The sequence below is a fragment of the Enterobacter asburiae genome (assembly GCF_007035645.1).
Lineage (GTDB): Bacteria > Pseudomonadota > Gammaproteobacteria > Enterobacterales > Enterobacteriaceae > Enterobacter > Enterobacter asburiae_B.
Map to the genome: position 1 here is coordinate 1457005 of NZ_AP019632.1, position 20609 is coordinate 1477613.

Here is a 20609-nt window from a genome sequence, read left to right on the forward strand (position 1 = left end):
GAGCGCATACTTTTGCCACAACGAGGGCAAAAGACGCCACACCTGCAGGAGAACAAAATGTCATCACTCAGTAAAGAAGCTGCCCTGGTCCACGAAGCCCTGGTTGCGCGCGGTCTTGAAACGCCACTGCGTCCGCCCGTACAGGATTTGGACAATGAAACCCGCAAGCGTCTGATTGCCGGTCATATGACCGAGATCATGGAGCTGCTGAATCTCGATCTGAGTGACGACAGTCTGATGGAGACGCCGCACCGCATCGCGAAAATGTACGTCGACGAAATTTTTTCCGGGCTGGATTACGCCAACTTCCCGAAAATCACCGTCATTGAAAACAAGATGAAAGTGGATGAAATGGTGACTGTACGCGATATCACGCTGACCAGCACCTGCGAACACCACTTCGTGACCATCGACGGTAAAGCGACCGTGGCGTATATCCCAAAAGATACGGTGATTGGCCTGTCGAAAATCAACCGCATCGTGCAGTTCTTTGCTCAGCGTCCGCAGGTGCAGGAGCGTCTGACGCAGCAGATCCTGACCGCGCTGCAAACGCTGCTGGGCACCAATAACGTGGCCGTCTCTATCGACGCGGTTCACTACTGCGTGAAGGCGCGCGGCGTGCGTGATGCGACCAGTGCAACGACCACCACGTCGCTGGGCGGCCTGTTTAAATCGAGCCAGAATACCCGCCAGGAGTTCCTGCGCGCCGTACGTCACCACAACTAAGTCTTACAGGGCAGGAACCATGGAGCGAAACGTCACGCTCGATTTTGTTCGCGGCGTCGCCATTCTCGGTATCCTGCTGCTTAATATCAGCGCCTTCGGCCTGCCGAAGGCGGCTTATCTCAATCCTGCCTGGTATGGCGACATCACGCGCAGTGATGCATGGACCTGGGCTGTTCTCGATCTCTTCGCACAGGTTAAATTCCTCACGCTGTTTGCCCTGCTGTTTGGTGCAGGTCTGCAACTCCTTCTCAAACGCGGTACGCGCTGGATCCAGTCGCGCCTGACGCTGCTGGTTCTCCTCGGCTTTATCCACGGCCTGTTCTTCTGGGACGGCGATATTCTTCTCGCGTATGGGTTAGTCGGGCTCATCTGCTGGCGTCTGATTCGCGATGCGCACAGCGTAAAAAGCCTGTTTAACACCGGCGTGATGCTCTATGTCATGGGGCTTGCTGTATTGCTGCTGCTGGGGATGATCTCCGGCGAGGCGACGAACCGTTCCTGGATCCCGGATGCCGCTAACCTGCAGTACGAACAGTACTGGAAGCTGAAGGGCGGTACGGAAGCGATAAGCAACCGCGCGGATATGCTGGGGGATAACCTCCTTGCGCTGGGCGCGCAATACGGCTGGCAGCTGGCGGGCATGATGCTGATGGGCGCGTCACTGATGCGCACCGGCTGGCTGAAAGGGGAGTTCAGCCTGCGTCACTATCGGCGAACGGGTGTCGGGCTGGTGCTGATCGGCGTGCTGATTAACCTCCCGGCGATAATCACGCAGTGGCATATCCACTGGGATTACCGCTGGTGCGCGTTCCTGCTCCAGGTGCCGCGCGAACTGAGCGCGCCGTTCCAGACCATCGGCTACGCGGCGCTGATCTATGGCTACTGGCCAACGCTTTCCCGCCTGTGGATCGTCAGCGCTATCGCCTGCGTGGGCCGCATGGCGTTGAGCAATTACCTGCTACAAACGCTGATATGCACCACGCTTTTCTATCGCTTTGGCCTGTTTATGAAATTCGACCGCCTCACGCTGCTGGCGTTTGTTATTCCGGTCTGGGTGATTAACCTGGCGTTTTCTGTTCTCTGGCTACGCTATTTCCGCCAGGGACCGCTGGAGTGGGTGTGGCGTCAGTTAACCGCACATGCTTCAGGGGTATCATTGAGGAACACATCCAGATAACGATCTGGATCACAATCATTAACAAAACGGATGTAAGCGTTTTCATGAGTGTGAGCTTCTTCACGTAGTCCCCTTTCTCTCGCTGCCAAAATAGCCACCTTGCTAAACACAGGGGGTGTCTGTGAGTTGCTGCAATCCTTTGAAGGATGGTGAATATGATCACCATTCGTGACGTCGCCCGTCAGGCGGGCGTTTCTGTGGCTACCGTCTCACGCGTGCTGAACAATAGCGCGCTGGTCAGCCCTGAAACCCGTGAAACCGTAATGAAAGCCGTGACCCAGCTCGGGTACCGGCCAAATGCCAATGCCCAGGCGCTTGCGACGCAGGTCAGCGACACCATCGGCGTGGTGGTGATGGATGTATCGGATGCCTTTTTCGGCGCGCTGGTCAAAGCGGTCGACGTGGTCGCCCAGCAGCATCAAAAATATGTCCTGATCGGCAATAGCTATCATGAGGCGGAAAAGGAGCGCCATGCCATCGAAGTGCTGATCCGCCAGCGCTGTAACGCCTTGATTGTCCATTCAAAAGCCTTGAGCGATGAAGAGCTAACCGGCTTTATGGATCAGATCCCGGGCATGGTGTTGATCAACCGCATCGTCCCCGGCTATGCCCATCGCTGCGTCGGGCTGGATAACGTCAGCGGCGCCATGATGGCGACGAAAATGCTCATCAACAACGGGCATCAGCGGATCGGTTATCTGGCCTCCAGCCATCATATTGAAGATGACGACCTGCGGCGCGAGGGGTGGCAAAACGCCCTGAAAGAGCACGGCATTACGCCGTCAGAAAGCTGGACGGGCACCGGTACGCCGGACATGCAGGGCGGCGAGGCGGCGATGGTGGAGCTGCTGGGCCGCAACCTGCAGCTTACTGCGGTGTTTGCCTATAACGACAGCATGGCGGCAGGCGCCCTGACGGCGCTGAAAGATAACGGCATTGCGGTGCCACAGCATTTATCACTCATTGGTTTTGATGATATCCCGATTGCCCGTTACACCGACCCGCAGCTGACAACGGTGCGTTACCCCATTGCCTCTATGGCGAAACTGGCGACTGAGCTGGCGTTACAGGGGGCGGCAGGGCTGCTGGATCCGGGCGCAACGCACTGTTTCATGCCGACTTTAGTGCGTCGGCACTCCGTCGCGGCCCGGCAAATTGTGGTTCCGATCACTAACTGATTACTTGAGGTGATGTAACCGTTTTCAATCTGTGAGTAAATTCACAGTATCTTAACAAGACGCTGACTATGATGTCAGCGTTTTAGGGGCTGAAACGCTATGTAACGGTGATTATTCACTTTCACTATAGCCAATGTGCCGCAAACAACGAATAAAACGCATTTCTGGAGCGTTACCGAACACGGAAGATAGAAATTTTATAAGTGAACTTCGGCTGTCAGTAACGTTTTATTAACACCTGCCCGCCGATCGTTATTCACAAGAACTACCCTGCATAAAAAAAACCGGAGATACCATGAATAAGAAGGTGTTGACCCTGTCTGCCGTAATGGCAAGCATGCTTTTTGGTGCAGCAGCGCACGCTGCGGATACCCGTATTGGTGTGACCATCTATAAATACGACGACAACTTCATGTCTGTTGTACGTAAAGCGATTGAGAAAGATGCGAAAGCAGCGCCAGACGTTCAGCTGCTGATGAACGACTCCCAGAACGACCAGTCCAAACAGAACGACCAGATCGACGTTCTGCTGGCGAAAGGCGTGAAAGCCCTGGCCATCAACCTGGTTGACCCGGCTGCAGCAGGCACGGTTATTGAAAAAGCGCGCGGCCAGAACGTGCCAATCGTCTTCTTCAACAAAGAACCTTCCCGTAAAGCGCTGGATAGCTACGACAAAGCGTATTACGTCGGTACCGACTCCAAAGAGTCCGGTATTATTCAGGGCGATCTGATCGCGAAACACTGGGCGGCGAACCCGAACTGGGACCTGAACAAAGACGGTCAGATTCAGTTCGTGCTGCTGAAAGGCGAACCCGGCCACCCGGATGCTGAAGCCCGTACCACCTACGTTATCAAAGAGCTGAACGACAAGGGTCTGAAAACCCAGCAGCTGGCGTTAGATACCGCGATGTGGGATACCGCTCAGGCGAAAGATAAAATGGACGCGTGGCTGTCCGGCCCTAACGCAAACAAAATCGAAGTGGTTATCGCGAACAACGATGCGATGGCAATGGGTGCGGTAGAAGCGCTGAAAGCACACAACAAATCCTCCATTCCTGTGTTCGGCGTAGATGCACTGCCAGAAGCGCTGGCGCTGGTTAAATCCGGTGCGATGGCCGGTACCGTTCTGAACGATGCCAACAACCAGGCGAAAGCGACCTTCGATCTGGCGAAAAACCTGGCCGATGGCAAAGGCGCGGCAGATGGCACCAGCTGGAAAATTGAAAACAAAATCGTTCGCGTACCTTACGTGGGCGTAGACCAGTCCAACCTGGCTGAGTTTATCGGTAAATAAGTTAGCGGTACTGTCTCCACTGGGCGCAATTCGTTGCGCCCTTTTATAACGCGATATGCGAGGCCAACAAGGTATAATTATGGTCAGCACAAATACTCAGTCATCCGGTGAATACCTGTTGGAAATGAGCGGTATCAACAAGTCATTTCCCGGCGTTAAGGCACTCGATAATGTTAATTTAAAAGTTCGTCCTCACTCTATTCATGCCCTGATGGGGGAGAACGGTGCGGGTAAATCAACATTATTAAAATGTCTTTTTGGGATCTATCAAAAAGATTCTGGCAGCATTCTTTTTCAGGGGAAAGAGATCGATTTCCATTCAGCGAAAGAAGCACTGGAAAACGGTATCTCGATGGTTCACCAGGAATTAAACCTGGTGCTGCAGCGTTCAGTCATGGATAACATGTGGTTGGGGCGTTATCCAACCAAGGGTGTCTTTGTCGATCAGGACAAAATGTATCGCGACACCAAAGCGATTTTTGATGAGCTGGATATTGATATCGATCCGCGCGCCCGCGTGGGAACATTATCCGTCTCCCAGATGCAGATGATCGAAATCGCCAAAGCGTTCTCCTATGATGCGAAAATCGTCATTATGGACGAACCGACATCGTCATTAACGGAAAAAGAGGTTAATCACCTTTTTACCATTATTCGTAAGCTAAAAGATCGCGGCTGCGGCATTGTGTATATCTCCCACAAAATGGAAGAGATCTTCCAGCTGTGCGATGAGATTACCATTCTGCGCGACGGTCAGTGGATTGCCACGCAGCCGCTGGAAGGGCTGGACATGGACAAGATCATCGCCATGATGGTCGGCCGTTCCCTTAACCAGCGCTTCCCGGACAAAGAAAACAAGCCGGGCGAAGTGATCCTGGAAGTGCGCAATCTGACCTCGTTACGTCAGCCGTCTATTCGCGATGTCTCCTTCGACCTGCACAAGGGCGAAATCCTGGGGATTGCCGGTCTGGTCGGGGCAAAACGTACCGATATCGTGGAAACCCTGTTCGGTATCCGTGAGAAAGCCGAAGGCACTATTACGCTGCACGGTAAGAAAATTAACAACCACAACGCCAACGAAGCCATTAATAATGGTTTTGCGCTGGTGACGGAAGAGCGTCGTTCGACCGGTATTTATGCCTATCTGGATATTAACTTTAACTCGTTAATTTCTAACATTCGCAATTACAAAAACAAAGTCGGGCTGCTGGATAACTCCCGCATGAAGAGCGATACCCAATGGGTTATTGACTCCATGCGCGTGAAAACGCCGGGACACCGCACCCAAATTGGTTCGCTGTCAGGCGGTAACCAGCAGAAAGTCATTATCGGACGTTGGTTATTAACCCAGCCAGAAATTCTGATGCTGGATGAACCGACCCGCGGCATTGACGTCGGCGCGAAGTTTGAAATTTATCAGCTGATTGCCGAACTGGCGAAAAAGAATAAAGGGATCATTATTATTTCTTCCGAAATGCCGGAATTGTTAGGGATCACGGATCGTATTCTGGTTATGAGCAATGGTCTCGTTGCCGGTATTGTTGACACCAAAACGACAACGCAAAACGAAATTTTGCGTCTTGCGTCTTTGCACCTTTAAGATCAGGGGCTCCTCATGAGTGCGTTAAATAAAAAAAGTTTTCTCACTTACCTGAAAGAAGGCGGTATTTACGTTGTTCTTTTAGTACTGCTGGCTATCATCATTTTCCAGGACCCTACGTTCTTAAGCCTGCTGAACCTGAGTAACATTCTGACCCAGTCCTCCGTGCGTATTATCATTGCGCTGGGCGTGGCGGGCCTGATCGTAACCCAGGGGACGGACCTTTCTGCCGGTCGTCAGGTGGGTCTGGCGGCGGTTATCGCGGCAACCCTGCTGCAGTCGATGGAAAACGCCAACAAGGTCTTCCCGGAAATGGCCACCATGCCGATTTTCGTGGTGATCCTGATTGTCTGCGCCATCGGTGCGGTGATTGGTCTGATCAACGGTATCATTATCGCCTACCTGAACGTGACGCCGTTTATCACCACGCTGGGTACGATGATCATCGTTTACGGTATCAACTCCCTGTACTACGACTTTGTCGGTGCTTCCCCCATCTCGGGTTTTGACAGCGGCTTCTCGACCTTTACGCAAGGGTTCATCGCGCTGGGCAGCTTCCGCCTGTCGTATATCACCTTCTATGCGCTGATTGCGGTGGCCTTCGTCTGGATCCTGTGGAACAAAACGCGCTTTGGTAAAAACATCTTCGCAATCGGCGGTAACCCGGAAGCGGCGAAAGTGTCCGGCGTGAACGTTGCCCTGAACCTGCTCATCATTTATGCCCTGTCCGGCGTGTTCTACGCCTTCGGCGGGATGCTGGAAGCGGGCCGTATCGGCTCTGCAACCAACAACCTTGGCTTCATGTACGAGCTGGATGCGATCGCAGCCTGCGTGGTGGGCGGCGTCTCCTTCAGCGGCGGCGTGGGTACGGTACTGGGCGTGGTGACCGGTGTGATTATCTTCACCGTCATCAACTACGGCTTGACCTATATCGGCGTGAACCCGTACTGGCAGTACATCATCAAAGGCGCCATCATTATCTTCGCGGTTGCGCTGGATTCACTGAAGTACGCGCGTAAGAAGTAATTGCTCCTCGCGTTATCCGGCCCGCTCATCGAGCGGGCTTTTTTATGCCTTATGCCAGCTGTGACTCCTCTCGGGTCACGATGCGCTCAAACCAGTCGAGTTCAGAGAGCTTGCAGGCGACCCACTGTTCGGAAAAAGCGTCGCCCAGGCTGTCGGTGAGGTACTGACAGCGGGCAAAGGTCTCAATCGCCTCCTGCTGAAACAGCGGCAGCGCGGGTTCATCATGCTGCGGTTCGGGCAAATCCTCGTCGTCGATGTTTTCCAGCCCGTACAGCATGCCGGTCAGGATAGTTGCTGCCACCAGATAGGGATTGGCATCGGCCCCGGCCAGCCGGTACTCGATACGACGGTTGTGGTCATCCGAGCAGGGAATACGCAGGGCGGCGGAGCGGGTGTTATAGCCCCAGGAGTTAAATACGGGCTCCGTCAGGTTTTTACGCAGGCGACGAAACGCGTTAACGCCCGGCGCAAGAATGGCAACGGAGGCGGGCATCAGCGCCAGCTGCCCCGCGATGCACAAACGCATCATGCTGTTAAGCGCGTTCACCGGGGAAGCAAAGACGTTTTCGCCGTGACGATTGTTCAGGCTGAAATGGAAGTGCAAACCGCTGCCGGAAAGCTGGCTGAAAGGCTTCGCCATAAAGTTGGCCTGCAGGCCGTGCTTTTCGGCAACGTAACGGGTCAGGCGACGAAGCGCCAGCACGCTATCGCAGACCTCAACGACGCGATGGCTGTGCTTCAGGTTTAATTCGTACTGACCGGACTCGGCTTCCGCCACGATCCCGGACAGCGGGATGCGCTGCAGGTGCGCCAGCTGTTCCAGCTCGTCAAACAGTGCCGCATGGGCCGTCGTAGTATCCATATGAAAACAGCCCTGATTTTGCGGATCCCGATTGTCATGTCCCGTCAGATAGAACTCGATTTCCGGGGCAATCACCGGGAAGAGGCCGTGCTGGTGGAAGCGGGCCAGCACGTTCTGCAGTATCACGCGCGGCTCAAGCGGGCAGGGGGTGTCGTCGCTGTCTTTCATCGTCAGCAGGATCTGCGCGTTGTGCTGCGGATCCTGCGGGCAGGGGCGCAGGGAGCCGGCGACCGGCACGCAGAGTCGGTCCGGTTCATCATGAAGTGGGGCGGCGATTTTTCCTTTCTGATCCATCGAGTAGACCGAAAGGGGAAAATAACAGCCTTTTTCCAGGCTCAGCATGCTCTCCACCGACAGACGCTTGCCGCGCATCGTGCCGTTGATATCGTTCAGGTAAACGTCAATGTGTTTCGTCTGGGGGTAGCGTTCCAGATAATCTGCCACTTCCACTGAAATGTTGTGCTGCAGGGCGTCAATTTTTTCATCAAGCCAGAGACCGGAATTGAGTGCGCCAGGAAGTGATAAACCGGGAAAGTTAAAATACGGGCGGAGACTTTTGAGGAAAAACGCATTCATTATTGAGTTCATAGTCATTCTTCAATGAAGCCGTAGCGGCAGTGAACTCAGCATAAAAGAGCCGACGTAAAGGGGGGATAAAAAGCGTCAGGCCCGGCGTAAAGAAAGTATAAAGGCGGTCCTGTTATTTCTCCTTTTTCTGCATATCCAGCAGCTGCTCGGGCGTGACGGCCGGGTAACCCTGCGCGTCTTCCGGCACTTCGTGCATCGCCGGAATCGGAACCAGCGGGCCTAAAAAGCGCGGTTCGCGTTTGAAGATATACAGATCGGCCAGAGCGCCAAAACGCGCGCCGAACTCGCGCACGCGCACGCTCAGCATATCTTTTGGCGACGGCACCGCGTAACACTGCGCCTGAATGCCCATATGCAGCGCGATAAACAGCGCGCGCTCGCAGTGGAAGCGCTGGGTAATGATGATGAAGTCGTTGGTATCGAAGACTTTACGCGTGCGCACGATGGAGTCCAGGGTGCGGAATCCGGCGTAGTCGAGCACGATATCGGCAGGGTCCACGCCCGCGGCAATCAGGTCCTTACGCATCGTCACCGGTTCATTGTAGCTTTGCAGCGCGTTATCGCCGCTCAGCAGCAGGTAGTTCACCTTGCCGCTGTTGTAGGCGTTCAGCGCGCCCTGAATGCGGTAACGGTAATACTGGTTGATCACGCCGGTGCGGTAATACTTGGCGGTGCCGAGCACCACGCCAACCTGACGATAGGGCAGGTCCTGCAGGTCATCAAAGATGTAGGGGGCGGTTTTCCAGCTCATCCAGCGGTCGAGACCCAGCACGATCAACAGCAGTATGCCGACCAGGACAGACAGGCTGTAAAAAACGCGCTTTAACATGGAGATGGCTCGTTCGTGGATGAAATTTAACTCAGGCTACTTTACCCGCCTGGTTAGCGCAAGAAACAGCGACTCAACTGAGGGGTTTTTCAGCAAACTGGCGGGCATTTCTGCCCGCCGGAAGGATTACGCAAGCAGTACGCGGTCAATCGTCGTGCAGCCCAGCGCTTTAAGCGTCGCGGCGGTCGCATCCCACTGAATCAACGGCGCATCGGCAATTTCTGCCAGAATAGCGCGCTGAATGTCCGGATAGTCATAGCCGTTCAGGCTCAGCAGATTAAGCGCGCCCTGCAGCGGTGGCAGGGTTGGGTTAAACGCGGCGTTTTCCGCGTAGCTGCCGCTAAAGATCCGGCCATCGCGGCACTGCAGCGCCACGCCGCTCGGAGACTTGCTGTACGGCGTGTGGCTTTTGTTGGCCGCGCGAATGGCCGCCTGGCTCAGGTCATCGCCGGACAGGGCGTAACCGTGGTCCTGCTCGTCCATCAGCAGCGTTTTGATCTCCAGATCTTTCGGGCCAAACGCGTCAGGCAGATAATCCCCCAGCGTGTGCGGCGCGCGGCCCGGCAGGTTGATGCGCAGCTGCAGCCCGCTGTTCAGCTCGTTCATAAACTGACGGCAGTGGCCGCAGGGGGTATAGTTAACGGTAATGGCGCTCAGGGCTTTTTCACCGCGCAGCCAGGCGTGGCTGATGGCGCTCTGCTCGGCGTGAACCGTTTGCTGCATGGTCGCGCCCAGGAACTCCATATTGCCACCGAAGTACCAGGTTCCGCTGACGCCGCGCGCAATGGCCCCGACGTTAAAGTGGGAGAGATCGGCCCGCGCGCAGGCGGCAGCCAGAGGAAGCAGTGCGAAAGCCAGCGCGTCTTCGTCCAGTCCCGTTGCCTGTTTCAGCATCGTGACCTGCTCCGCGGTCAGCAGGGCGGGGAAGTGTGCATCTGCCAGAACGGGAGCCAGGGCTGACTGCAAATTCTCTGCAAGCTGGGCGAAAGCAGCTTGAAAACGTGGGTGCATGGCGTTTGCCTCATAAGGGTTAATGGATCGGTAGTTTACGGAGCCGTCAGGGCTTTATATGTGATCCACTTCTCATTATGTATGCAACTTATGAAATCAAAATGAAATTTGCGCGACGCATCGCAAATTTTAGCCCATCACCGCCAGAATCAGCGGGAAAATGAACGGGGCCAGCAGGGAGGTGATAATCCCGCAGATCACCAGCGCCAGCGAGCTAAACGCCCCTTCCTGATAATCCAGCTCCGCGCAGCGGGCGGTGCCCAGGGCGTGGGAGGCGGTCCCCATCGACAGTCCCCGTGCCGCTTTAGTGTGAATACGCATCCCGTTCAGCAGGGTGTGACCAAACACCGCACCCAGAATACCGACGAAAATGACGCACATCGCGCTGATGGCCGGGATCCCGCCGAGGCTGCCGCCGACCGCCATCGCGATAGGCGTGGTCACCGATTTAGGCAGGATAGAGGCGGCAATTTGCGGGGAGGCCCCCATCAACAGCGCCACCGACGTGCCGGTGATCATCGCCACCAGGCTGCCCACAAAACAGATGGTAATGATGGATTTCCAGCGGGCGCGGATCTGATGGAGCTGCTCGTATAAAGGAAAGGCGAGCGCCACAACGGCAGGCTGCAGCAGGTCGTTTAAAATTTTGCTGCCGGCAAAGTAGCGTTCGTAGGGAATGCCGGTGAGCAGCAGGAACGGAATAATCACCACCATCGCCACCAGCAGCGGGTTCAGCAATGGCATTTTGAAACGTGCGGCAAGTTTCCGCGCGGCGAAGAATACCACCAGGGTTAACGGCAGCGACCACCAGATATTGGCCATCATTTTTTTGTTTTCTCCCCGACCACGTTACGTTCGCCATGCACCAGATGTGAACTCCAGCTCACCACAAGGAAAACCACCAGCGTACTGACCGCGCAGGAGACCACAATCGGGCCGAACTGGGCCTTGAGCAAATCAAAATACTGCATGACCCCGACGCCGATGGGCACGAAAAGCAGCGCCATATAGCGAATAAGGACGAAGCAGCCGGGGTTGACCCATTTTGCGGGCAGGATTTGCAGCGCCAGCAAAACAAAGAGGATCAGCATACCGATAATGCTGCCGGGAATGACGATCGGCAGCAGCGACGCGATGAAAATCCCGGCGTACAGGCAGGCGTAAATCAGGACGAATGCGCGCAGATATTGCCAGATAATGTTCAATGATTTGCTCATGGTGATAGTCCTTGCTGAAACGCATTCATCATACAATTAAACCCAAAAATGTGCCACGGATCACATCATGAAATTTGAGCATACCAGACATTCCAGAATGGAACGTCTGGTATCACCGCACAGGGGCAGGCTACAGTTTAGAGGAAAGGGCGTGCGGTGGCGAAGTGACGAGCCAGAGAAATGCCTCTGAGTCAGGCCTCGCGTTGGGCGACGAGTTTATCCAGAAAAGAAAACAGCACCTGATTCATTTCTTGATAATCATGCGAGCGAAGTTTTTCCGCCGTTTCGACAAAACGAAATTCAGCCGCGCGGCGGAGATCGTTCTGCGAATGTTCAATCAGCAGCTCAACCACCTCCGGCGTCAGTTCCATATGACACTGAAAACCGTAAACCCGTTCGCCATATTGCACGATCTGACGGGGGCAGCCCTCGCTGTAAGCCAGCACTTTAGCCTGCGGCGTCAACCCTGGCATGTCGTTATGCCAGTGTCCGACGTTCAGCTCGTGGCCAAAATCCTCAAACAGCGGGTTCGCCTTGCCAGCATCTGTGAGCCTGACGGGAAATTTGCCGATCTCTTTTTCCGGGCTATGGCAAAACGCTGCGCCCAGCGCTTCACCGATAAGCTGCGAGCCCAGACAAACGCCAATCACCGTTTTACCTGCCTCTATTGCGCGGCCGATGAGCCGCATTTCCGCCTGCGCGTCAAACCAGGGGCACTCCTGAAGCGTGGTGGCAGGTGACTGCGGGCCTCCCATGATGATAAGCAAGTCTGTGCTCTGCAGATCCTCGGGTAACGGATCGCCCTGATAAACTCTGGAGTAGCTCATACTACAGCCGCGATTTTCCCCCCAGACTTCATATGCGCCTGGCGCTTCGAAATATTCATGAATGATAAAATGAATGTGCATTGCGTCTCTCTCCGGTTACGTGTACAAGCAGCATCATAAGAGGAAGGGAGGAATGTGAAATGCCAACCGTTATCGATAAAACGCCAATTCACGACGATGCCATCGGATGGTCCAGAGGGGCTATTAGCTATACGCGCGGCGAAGTGGATCCCCCTCACCAGCATCCACAGGGGCAACTTTTGTTTGCCATCAAAGGGGGGATGCTGGTCGAAACCGGCAATAAGCGTTGGGTCATACCGCCACAGCGCGCGCTCTGGATCCCTCCCTTTCAGGAGCATACCTACAGCGTGTTATCCGCAACGGAGCTCCGCGCGGTCTGGTTTAGCCCCGCGCTGATATCGCAATGCCGATCTTTTAAACGGAAAGAAGAGGTTCACGTGATTATGGCGACGGCGTTGTTCAAAGAGCTGATTGCCGGGCTGTTCAGTGCGCAATACCGGCCAGCCAGCCAGCGCAGCATGGCCGTTTTGCTGCTCGAAATCCTCAGCGAGGCGCAGCAGATTTCGGCCGAATTACCGATGCCCGTGGATGAGCGGTTACATCGCGTTGCCTGTGACATCATTGCCAGCAATTTCTGGGACGTTTCGATGGACAGGCTGGCGGAACAGGCCGCGATGTCTGAACGCACATTCTCACGCGCCTTTATCAAAGATACCGGGTTTAGCTTCCGGGCCTGGCGACAGCGCGCAAGGATTTGTGCCTCGCTGGACCTGCTCGCCAACGGATACCCGGTTAAGCAGGTGGCCTGGATGCTGGGGTTTTCCGGGCAGGCGGCATTTGCGGCGGCGTTTCGCGCCATTGTGGGGGCAACGCCGGCTGACTTTCTCCCTGAACAGAAGCGCTTCCCAGCGATATAGAGAGCGGCTACTATAGCGCGTCTTTTTTTCACAGGTACTGCTATGCGTGTTTTACTGGCCCCAATGGAAGGCGTGCTCGACTCCCTCGTGCGCGAGCTTCTGACCGAGGTGAACGATTACGATCTCTGCGTGACGGAGTTTCTGCGCGTGGTCGATATGCTGCTGCCGGTAAAATCCTTCTTCCGCCTGTGCCCCGAGCTGCACAACCAGAGCCGGACCTCTTCCGGCACGCTGGTGCGTATTCAGCTGCTCGGCCAGTATCCTGAATGGCTGGCGGAAAACGCCGCCCGCGCGGTTGAGCTGGGCTCTTACGGGGTGGATCTCAACTGCGGCTGCCCGTCGAAGCTGGTGAACGGCAGCGGCGGCGGGGCGACGTTGCTGAAAGATCCTGAGCTGATTTACCGCGGCGCGAAGGCCATGCGTGAGGCCGTGCCTTCGCATTTGCCGGTGACGGTGAAGGTGCGCCTGGGATGGGACAGCGACGCGCGGCAGTTTGAAATCGCCGATGCGGTGCAGCAGGCCGGGGCCACCGAGCTGGTGGTGCATGGCCGCACCAAAGAAGATGGCTACAAGGCCGAGCGCATTAACTGGCAGGCGATCGGTGAGATCCGCAAGCGCCTCACCATTCCGGTGATCGCCAACGGTGAAATCTGGGATTATGAGAGCGCGCAGGCCTGTCTGAAGGCCACCGGCTGCGATGCGGTGATGATCGGTCGCGGCGCCCTGAATGTGCCGAACCTCAGCCGGGTGGTGAAATATAACGAGCCGCGAATGCCGTGGGAAGACGTCGTCACGCTGCTGCAAAAATACAGCCGACTGGAAAAGCAGGGCGATACCGGTTTGTATCACGTCGCGCGAATTAAACAGTGGCTGAGCTATTTACGCAAAGAGTACGATGAAGCGCTGGGATTATTTCAGGAAATTCGGACATTGCAGACTTCGTCTGATATTGCCCGGGTGATTCAGTCAAAATAATAAGCGTTAAATTGCTCACACTTTTTTAAATCAGAAAACAGTTCAGGTTTTCAACGTGGCGCGACGGTGTTAAGGTGCCACTGTTTTCAACGCAGGATTGTTACTGGTTAACAGGCAAAACCTAAGCGTTTCACAGCATTTTCGCTGTGGAGCGCTTAGGTTTTTTTTTGCCTCTCGTTTACGCAGGAGAGAAATTTGGCTTAGCGCTTTTTACTGATTTTAAAAAAATGAAATATCGACAGGAAATAGAAAAATTTCCTGCGGCCGGTTACGCACAAAATACTCAATCACAGGTTGTTATTATGGCATATAAAAATAAATTCTTTGCGCTCGCCTTATTAGCGATATCCCCGCTGTCGGTGGCGCAAGACTGGAACGGAACGGTATTAGGTTTTGAAGATCCACCGGAGCCTGTTCTGGGCGAAATGCTCGGCATACGTAAAATCCTCAACGATAACGGTTTTACCTGGAATCTCGGATACCTGAATGAAATTGGCTGGAACGGCGGTGGCGGATATAACCACGACTCCCACGTGGCCTATATTGACCAGTTTGCGCTGACCTTCAACCAGGACCTGGAGCGACGGACCGGTATCCCGGACGCGCGTATCGAGGGGAATATCGTCAACCGTAACCACAATGACGACCTTACCACCAAACGCGTGCAGGACCCGCGCGTTAACTTTAACGATCTGACCCAGGAGAGCTGGGGCGGGCAGTCGATTACCCGTCTGGGCTGGCTGACCTTTGCCCGCAGCTTTGACGACCGGCGTCTGACCTGGCGCATCGGGATGATGAACAAGGTGCAGACCTTCGATCAAATCACCCCCTGTGATTTCCAGCTCCTGTCGCAGTGCGGCGGGAAGTCAGCCAACTCGCTGACGTGGAATAACTGGAACGTTCACACCTGGGGCACCACGCTTGCGTATAAATTAACGCCGACGCTGACCCTGAAGGGCGGCGTGATGGAGCAAAATCCCGAGGCCTCCAGCCGCAGCCACGCGTGGAGCTGGTCGACGAAGGGCAGCAAAGGGGTCTTACTGCCGGTTGAAATCGAAGCGCGTCCGCTGATTAACGGCCTGCCGGGCGCGTATAACCTGGGCGTGGTGTTTACCAACGCGCCGCAAACCGATCTCTATCGCGGCAAATCCGGCGGGGCGGGCGCGACGGACCCGAACGGCTTTGATACCCACAGCCGGACCTGGTTCATGTACGCCGGGCTGAACCAGCAGCTTACGCAGCATCAGGATGACCCGAGTCGCGGGTTGAGCACCTCTTTCAGCATGAGCCTTGCGGATCAGAGTACCAACTACATGCACCAGGTTTACGCCGCCTCGCTGCGCTACCGCGGGCTTTTTGACGCGCGGCCGGAAGACTGGATTGGCTTCGGGCTAACCTGGATTGATATGAGCAGCCAGTACGCCCGCAACCAGCGCTATATGAACAGCCTGAGCGGCGTGTCGGACTATAACGATCCGGAGTATCACCCGGAGCCAGGCCACTCCCTGAACGGTGAGTTTTATTATCGCTTCCGTCCGGTGTCGTGGCTGGAGCTGCAGCCGGGCATTCAGTACTGGCACCATCCCGGCGGGGTCAGTCGCACCCAGGATGCCTGGGTTACCGAGCTGAAAACGGTGGTGAGCTTCTGATATCACCGTAGCAAGTTCGATCCGCGTCACGTTTCTGACGCGTGATGCATTGAGGCTATGAATGAAACTGATAGAGTGCCAGAACTGGATTGTTACTGCTTAGACAGGCAAAACCTGATTTTCTGGCATCTGCCGGAGGTCAGGTTTTTTTGTTTCTGGGGTTCAGATGAAAATCGCCAAGATACTCAATAATAACGTGGTGGTTGTTCAGGATGAGCGCGGGCGCGAACAGGTGGTGATGGGCCGTGGGCTGGCCTTTCAGAAGCGCGTCGGCGAAGCGCTGGATACCGCGTTGGTTGAAAAGGTATTTGCGCTGCAAAGCGATGAACTGGTGCGTCGACTTGGCGAGCTGCTGAGTCAAATTCCGCTGGAAGTGATGACCACCTGCGACCGCATCATCGGGCTGGCGGCGCAGCGGCTGGGCAAGCTGCAGGAGAGTTTGTATATCACCCTCACCGACCACTGCTACTTTGCGATTGAGCGGCAGAAGAACGGGCTGGCCATCAAAAACGTGCTGCTGTGGGATATTAAACGGCTGTATCCGAAGGAGTTCGAATTAGGGCAGGAGGCGCGGGCCATTATTGCCAGACGCCTGAACGTCGAGCTGGAAGAGGATGAGGCCGGGTTTATCGCGCTGCATCTGGTCACCGCGCAGCTGAACAGCGAAATGCCGGAAGTGATGCACGTGACGCGGGTGATGCAGGAGATCCTGCAGCTGGTGAAGTATCAGCTGCAGCTTGAGTATGATGAAGAGTCGCTCAGCTATCAGCGTTTCGTCACCCACCTGAAGTTTTTTGCCCAGCGGATGCTGACACGCACCGTGGTGGAAGATGACGACGTCTCGCTGCATACGGCGGTAAAAGACAACTACGCGAAAGCGTGGAAATGCGCCGAGAAAATCGCTCAGCACCTGAACAAAAGCTATCAGCGTGAGCTGACGACCGAAGAAATTATGTTCCTCGCTATTCATATCGAGCGGGTGAGAAAAGAGGGGCGTTAAGCCTCAAAACAGGATTGTTACTGCATCACGCAGGCAAAACCTGAGCGCGGCCTTCGTCAGAAGGTCGTTCTCGGGTTTTTTTATTTTTTGTACTCAGTCAACAGGTGTCTGCGGGCATCGGATGTAAGGAAATCGAGATGGAATACCAGGCTTTAGCGAAGGATATTCTCGGCCACGTTGGCGGAAAAGAGAACATCGTCAGTCTTGTACACTGCGCGACCCGGCTTCGCTTCAAACTGAAAGAGAATCAACGGGCGGATGCGGAAGGGCTGAAGAAAAACCCGGGCGTGATCATGGTGGTCGAAAGCGGCGGCCAGTTTCAGGTAGTGATTGGCAACCACGTCCACGACGTCTGGCAGGCGGTGCGCAATGAGGCAGGCCTTACCGATGACGCGCCCGTCGTAGAAGAGAGGGGGGAAAAGGGCAACCTGCTGGGCCGCCTGATTGACATCGTCTCCGGGATCTTCACCCCGTTTATCGGCATTCTGGCCGCGTCCGGTATTCTGAAAGGGCTGCTGGCGCTGGCGGTGGTGTGCGGCTGGCTCAGCACTGAGAGCGGCACCTATAAAATCTGGTTCGCCGCCAGCGACGCGCTGTTCTTCTTCTTCCCGCTGGTGCTGGGCTACACCGCCGGGAAAAAATTCGGCGGCAACCCGTTTATTACCATGGTGATCGGCGGGGCGCTTACCCATCCGATGATGATTGCGGCGTTTAACGCCAGCCAGCAGCCGGGCGCGGTATCGGACGCTTTTTTGGGCATTCCTGTCACCTGGTTTAACTACAGCTCGTCGGTGATCCCGATTATTCTCGCCGCGTGGGTCAGCTGCTGGCTGGAAAAGCAGAGCACCAGGCTGCTGCCTTCCTCGATGAAAAACTTCTTCGCGCCGCTGATCTGCTTAGGATTAACCGTGCCGCTGACCTTCCTCGTTATCGGGCCGCTGGCGACCTGGCTGAGCCAGATGCTGGCGAACGGCTATCAGAGCATTTACGTTCTGGCACCGTGGCTGGCGGGCGCGGCGATGGGCGCGCTGTGGCAGGTCTGCGTTATTTTTGGCCTGCACTGGGGGCTGGTGCCGCTGATGATTAACAACCTGGCGGTGCTGGGGCATGACTCCATGCTGCCAATGCTATTGCCCGCGGTGTTTGGCCAGGTGGGGGCAGCGCTGGGGATCTTCCTGCGTACCCGCGATGCCCGTCAGAAGATGCTGGCGGGTTCATCGGTAACGGCCGGGATATTTGGTATCACCGAACCCGCTGTGTATGGCGTAAACCTGCCGCTGCGTCGTCCGTTCATCTTTGGCTGCGTGGCGGGAGCTATCGGCGGGGCGATTGTCGGCTTCAGCGATACCCACGTTTACTCCTTCGGCTTCGCCAATATCTTTACCATCGCCCAGATGATTCCGCCGGGTGGGGTAAACGCCACGCTGTGGGGCGGCGTGATCGGCACCGCGGTAGCGCTGGTGCTGAGCTGTGGCCTGACGCTGGTGGCAGGTATGCCGGGACGCGCAGCGGCGGAAGCTGCGGTTACGGCAGGGGAAAACGATGTCTTATCCCCGATGACCGGGACCGTTCTGGCGCTCGACCAGGTGCCGGATACCACGTTTGCCAGCGGCCTGCTGGGCAGCGGTGCCGCGATTATTCCCTCGGATAACAAAGTGGTGGCCCCGTTTGCCGGCGTGGTGGCCTCGCTGTTTCAGACCAAACACGCCATCGGCCTGCTCAGCAACAGCGGGATAGAAGTGTTAATCCACGTGGGTATCGATACCGTGAAGCTAGACGGCAAGCCGTTTACCGCCCACGTGAAGGTGGGCGACAGGGTGCAGCCCGGCGATCTGCTGCTGGAGTTTGACCGACAGGCGATTATCGATGCCGGATACGACCTGGCGACCCCGATCATTATCAGTAACAGCGATGAGTATCGTGACGTGGTGACCGTGGCGGCAACGTCCGTCAGAGCCGGTGCTCCGTTACTCAGCGTAAGCCATCAATAACAGGAGAACGTGATGAAAACTTTCCCGGACGATTTTTTATGGGGCGGCGCGGTTGCCGCGAATCAGGTAGAAGGCGCGTATCTGGAGGAGGGGAAAGGGCTGTCCACCTCGGACGTTCAGCCGCAGGGTGTCTTCGGCCCGGTGGTTGAGCGCGTGGCGGGCGACAGCGGCATCAAGGACGTCGCCATCGACTTCTATCACCGCTACCCGGAAGACATCAAACTGTTCGCTGAGATGGGCTTTAACTGCCTGCGCGTCTCCATTGCCTGGACCCGCATTTTTCCGAACGGCGACGAGCTGCAGCCTAACGAAGCGGGGCTGGCGTTTTACGACCGGCTGTTTGACGAGCTGGCCGCGCACAGCATTACCCCGCTGGTAACGCTCTCGCATTACGAAATGCCGTGGGGGCTGGTGAAGCAGTACGGCGGGTGGGGCAGCCGCCAGACCATTGGGTTCTTCGAGCGCTACGCCCGTACCGTGTTTGCGCGCTACAAGGAGAAGGTGAAGCTCTGGCTGACCTTCAACGAGATCAATATGTCTCTGCACGCGCCGATGACCGGCGTGGGCCTGCCGGAAACCAGCAGCAAAGGGGAGGTGTACCAGGCGATCCACCACCAGCTGGTGGCCAGCGCGCTGGCCGTGAAGGCCTGCCACGAGATTATCCCGGATGCCAGAATCGGCAACATGCTGCTGGGCGGCCTGATGTATCCGCTGACCTGCAAGCCGGAAGATGTTCTGGAGACGCTGCAGGAAAACCGCGCGTGGCAATTCTTTGGCGACGTGCAGTGCCGTGGCGCCTACCCGGGCTATATGCAGCGCTTCTTCCGCGACAGCGGGATTCAGCTTGAGGTCACGGATGACGACCGCGAGGCGCTGAAATCGACCGTCGATTTTATCTCGTTCAGCTACTACATGACGGGCTGCGTCACCGCGGATGAGGCCCTCAACCAGCAGGCGCGCGGCAATATCCTGAGCATGGTGCCAAACCCGCATCTGGCAAGTTCCGAATGGGGCTGGCAGATTGACCCCATCGGCCTGCGTACCCTGTTGAACGTGCTCTGGGATCGCTATCAGAAGCCGTTGTTTATCGTGGAAAATGGCCTGGGGGCGAAGGATAAACCGGATGCGGACGGCGTGGTGCAGGATGACTATCGCATCAGCTACCTTAACGACCACCTGGTGCAGGTGCGTGAAGCCATTGACGACGGCGTTGAGGTGATGGGGTATACCAGCTGGGGGCCAATCGACCTGGTGAGCGCGTCTAAAGCTGAACTCTCCAAGCGCTACGGCTTTATTTACGTCGATCGCGATGACGGCGGTAACGGCACGCTGGCGCGCAGCCGTAAGAAAAGTTTCTACTGGTATAAAGAGGTGATTGCCACGAAAGGGGCTTCGCTGAAAGCCTGATATTAATGACGTTGCCCGGCTCTGAGCCGGGCAAATAGATCAGAAAATCATCTTGAATACGCCGGTAACCACTAAGAGCCCTATCAGAAATATAATTAAAATAACCCACAGTAATATTTTCATTCCTTTCTCCCGCTCATGTATGTCCTGAATAAGTGTAGCAGCGTATTTATATTTGGCGTGAATGCATTGAATTTAATCATTCTTTTTGGGAATAAATTTCCGGGTATTAAAATGTATGACAATTTGCGGATTGCCACGCGTTACTAAAAAAATGAACGATATCGAGCGTAACGTGCGCCTTTATTTTTTGA

General features: G+C 55.7%; 18 protein-coding genes and 1 pseudogene. 12 read left to right on the forward strand and 7 right to left on the reverse strand.

Features of this window, described 5'->3' with window-relative positions:
* The first annotated feature begins 57 nt into the window (after nucleotides 1–57).
* From folE to mglC, 6 genes are all read left to right on the forward strand, one after another.
* Complete coding sequence (gene folE / locus FOY96_RS06930; protein ID WP_023312471.1) at nucleotides 58–726, forward strand: GTP cyclohydrolase I FolE; 669 nt, start codon at nucleotides 58–60, stop codon at nucleotides 724–726.
* A gap of 19 nt (nucleotides 727–745) precedes the next feature.
* Complete coding sequence (gene yeiB, locus FOY96_RS06935; protein WP_143346733.1) at nucleotides 746–1903, forward strand: DUF418 domain-containing protein YeiB; 1158 nt, start codon at nucleotides 746–748, stop codon at nucleotides 1901–1903.
* Between the two features lie 155 nt (nucleotides 1904–2058).
* On the forward strand, nucleotides 2059–3081 hold the full coding sequence (gene galS / locus FOY96_RS06940; RefSeq protein WP_029740403.1) for an HTH-type transcriptional regulator GalS: 1023 nt from the start codon (nucleotides 2059–2061) through the stop codon (nucleotides 3079–3081).
* 295 nt (nucleotides 3082–3376) lie between these two features.
* Nucleotides 3377–4375 carry a galactose/glucose ABC transporter substrate-binding protein MglB gene (gene mglB / locus FOY96_RS06945; protein ID WP_023312468.1) on the forward strand — a complete coding sequence of 333 codons (999 nt, stop codon included), beginning with the start codon at nucleotides 3377–3379 and terminating at the stop codon, nucleotides 4373–4375.
* 79 nt (nucleotides 4376–4454) lie between these two features.
* Complete coding sequence (gene mglA / locus FOY96_RS06950) at nucleotides 4455–5975, forward strand: galactose/methyl galactoside ABC transporter ATP-binding protein MglA (RefSeq protein ID WP_023312467.1); 1521 nt, start codon at nucleotides 4455–4457, stop codon at nucleotides 5973–5975.
* A 15-nt stretch (nucleotides 5976–5990) separates the two neighbouring features.
* Nucleotides 5991–7001 carry a galactose/methyl galactoside ABC transporter permease MglC gene (gene mglC / locus FOY96_RS06955; RefSeq protein ID WP_008500921.1) on the forward strand — a complete coding sequence of 337 codons (1011 nt, stop codon included), beginning with the start codon at nucleotides 5991–5993 and terminating at the stop codon, nucleotides 6999–7001.
* Between the two features lie 49 nt (nucleotides 7002–7050).
* Here mglC and FOY96_RS06960 read toward each other — a convergent pair whose 3' ends face one another.
* From FOY96_RS06960 to FOY96_RS06985, 6 genes are all read right to left on the reverse strand, one after another.
* Nucleotides 7051–8439 (reverse strand): glutamine synthetase family protein, encoded by a 1389-nt coding sequence (locus FOY96_RS06960; protein ID WP_143347759.1) that lies wholly within the window; start codon nucleotides 8437–8439, stop codon nucleotides 7051–7053.
* Nucleotides 8440–8563: 124 nt separating this feature from the next.
* Nucleotides 8564–9280 carry an outer membrane permeability protein SanA gene (gene sanA / locus FOY96_RS06965; RefSeq protein ID WP_008500918.1) on the reverse strand — a complete coding sequence of 239 codons (717 nt, stop codon included), beginning with the start codon at nucleotides 9278–9280 and terminating at the stop codon, nucleotides 8564–8566.
* Nucleotides 9281–9406: 126 nt separating this feature from the next.
* A complete protein-coding gene (gene cdd / locus FOY96_RS06970) occupies nucleotides 9407–10291 on the reverse strand; it encodes a cytidine deaminase (protein WP_029740399.1) in 885 nt (294 codons plus the stop codon).
* A 129-nt stretch (nucleotides 10292–10420) separates the two neighbouring features.
* Entirely contained in the window at nucleotides 10421–11116 is a 696-nt protein-coding gene (locus FOY96_RS06975; protein WP_063143785.1) for a CidB/LrgB family autolysis modulator, read from the reverse strand.
* Nucleotides 11113–11508 carry a CidA/LrgA family protein gene (locus FOY96_RS06980; RefSeq protein ID WP_023312463.1) on the reverse strand — a complete coding sequence of 132 codons (396 nt, stop codon included), beginning with the start codon at nucleotides 11506–11508 and terminating at the stop codon, nucleotides 11113–11115. The genes FOY96_RS06975 and FOY96_RS06980 overlap by 4 nt, the downstream gene beginning before the upstream one ends.
* A gap of 191 nt (nucleotides 11509–11699) precedes the next feature.
* A complete protein-coding gene (locus FOY96_RS06985; RefSeq protein WP_033146027.1) occupies nucleotides 11700–12416 on the reverse strand; it encodes a type 1 glutamine amidotransferase in 717 nt (238 codons plus the stop codon).
* Between the two features lie 59 nt (nucleotides 12417–12475).
* Here FOY96_RS06985 and FOY96_RS06990 point away from each other — a divergent pair, with 59 nt between their 5' ends.
* From FOY96_RS06990 to FOY96_RS07015, 6 genes and pseudogenes are all read left to right on the forward strand, one after another.
* Entirely contained in the window at nucleotides 12476–13273 is a 798-nt protein-coding gene (locus FOY96_RS06990; protein WP_143346734.1) for an AraC family transcriptional regulator, read from the forward strand.
* A 42-nt stretch (nucleotides 13274–13315) separates the two neighbouring features.
* Nucleotides 13316–14248 (forward strand): tRNA dihydrouridine(16) synthase DusC, encoded by a 933-nt coding sequence (gene dusC, locus FOY96_RS06995; protein WP_143346735.1) that lies wholly within the window; start codon nucleotides 13316–13318, stop codon nucleotides 14246–14248.
* A 302-nt stretch (nucleotides 14249–14550) separates the two neighbouring features.
* A complete protein-coding gene (locus tag FOY96_RS07000; RefSeq protein WP_143346736.1) occupies nucleotides 14551–15897 on the forward strand; it encodes a carbohydrate porin in 1347 nt (448 codons plus the stop codon).
* 166 nt (nucleotides 15898–16063) lie between these two features.
* Nucleotides 16064–16897: a BglG family transcription antiterminator LicT gene (licT, locus tag FOY96_RS07005; protein WP_023616723.1), complete on the forward strand. Its 834-nt coding sequence runs from the start codon at nucleotides 16064–16066 to the stop codon at nucleotides 16895–16897.
* A 24-nt stretch (nucleotides 16898–16921) separates the two neighbouring features.
* Nucleotides 16922–18888: pseudogene (gene bglF / locus FOY96_RS07010) on the forward strand (PTS beta-glucoside transporter subunit IIABC).
* Nucleotides 18889–18900: 12 nt separating this feature from the next.
* The gene (locus tag FOY96_RS07015; RefSeq protein ID WP_143346737.1) at nucleotides 18901–20295 is read left to right on the forward strand and encodes a glycoside hydrolase family 1 protein; all 1395 of its coding nucleotides are present in this window, start codon (nucleotides 18901–18903) and stop codon (nucleotides 20293–20295) included.
* A gap of 39 nt (nucleotides 20296–20334) precedes the next feature.
* Here the strand turns inward: FOY96_RS07015 and yohP are convergent, their stop codons facing one another.
* A complete protein-coding gene (gene yohP, locus FOY96_RS23345; protein ID WP_015572324.1) occupies nucleotides 20335–20418 on the reverse strand; it encodes a small membrane protein YohP in 84 nt (27 codons plus the stop codon).
* Nucleotides 20419–20609 lie beyond the last annotated feature (191 nt).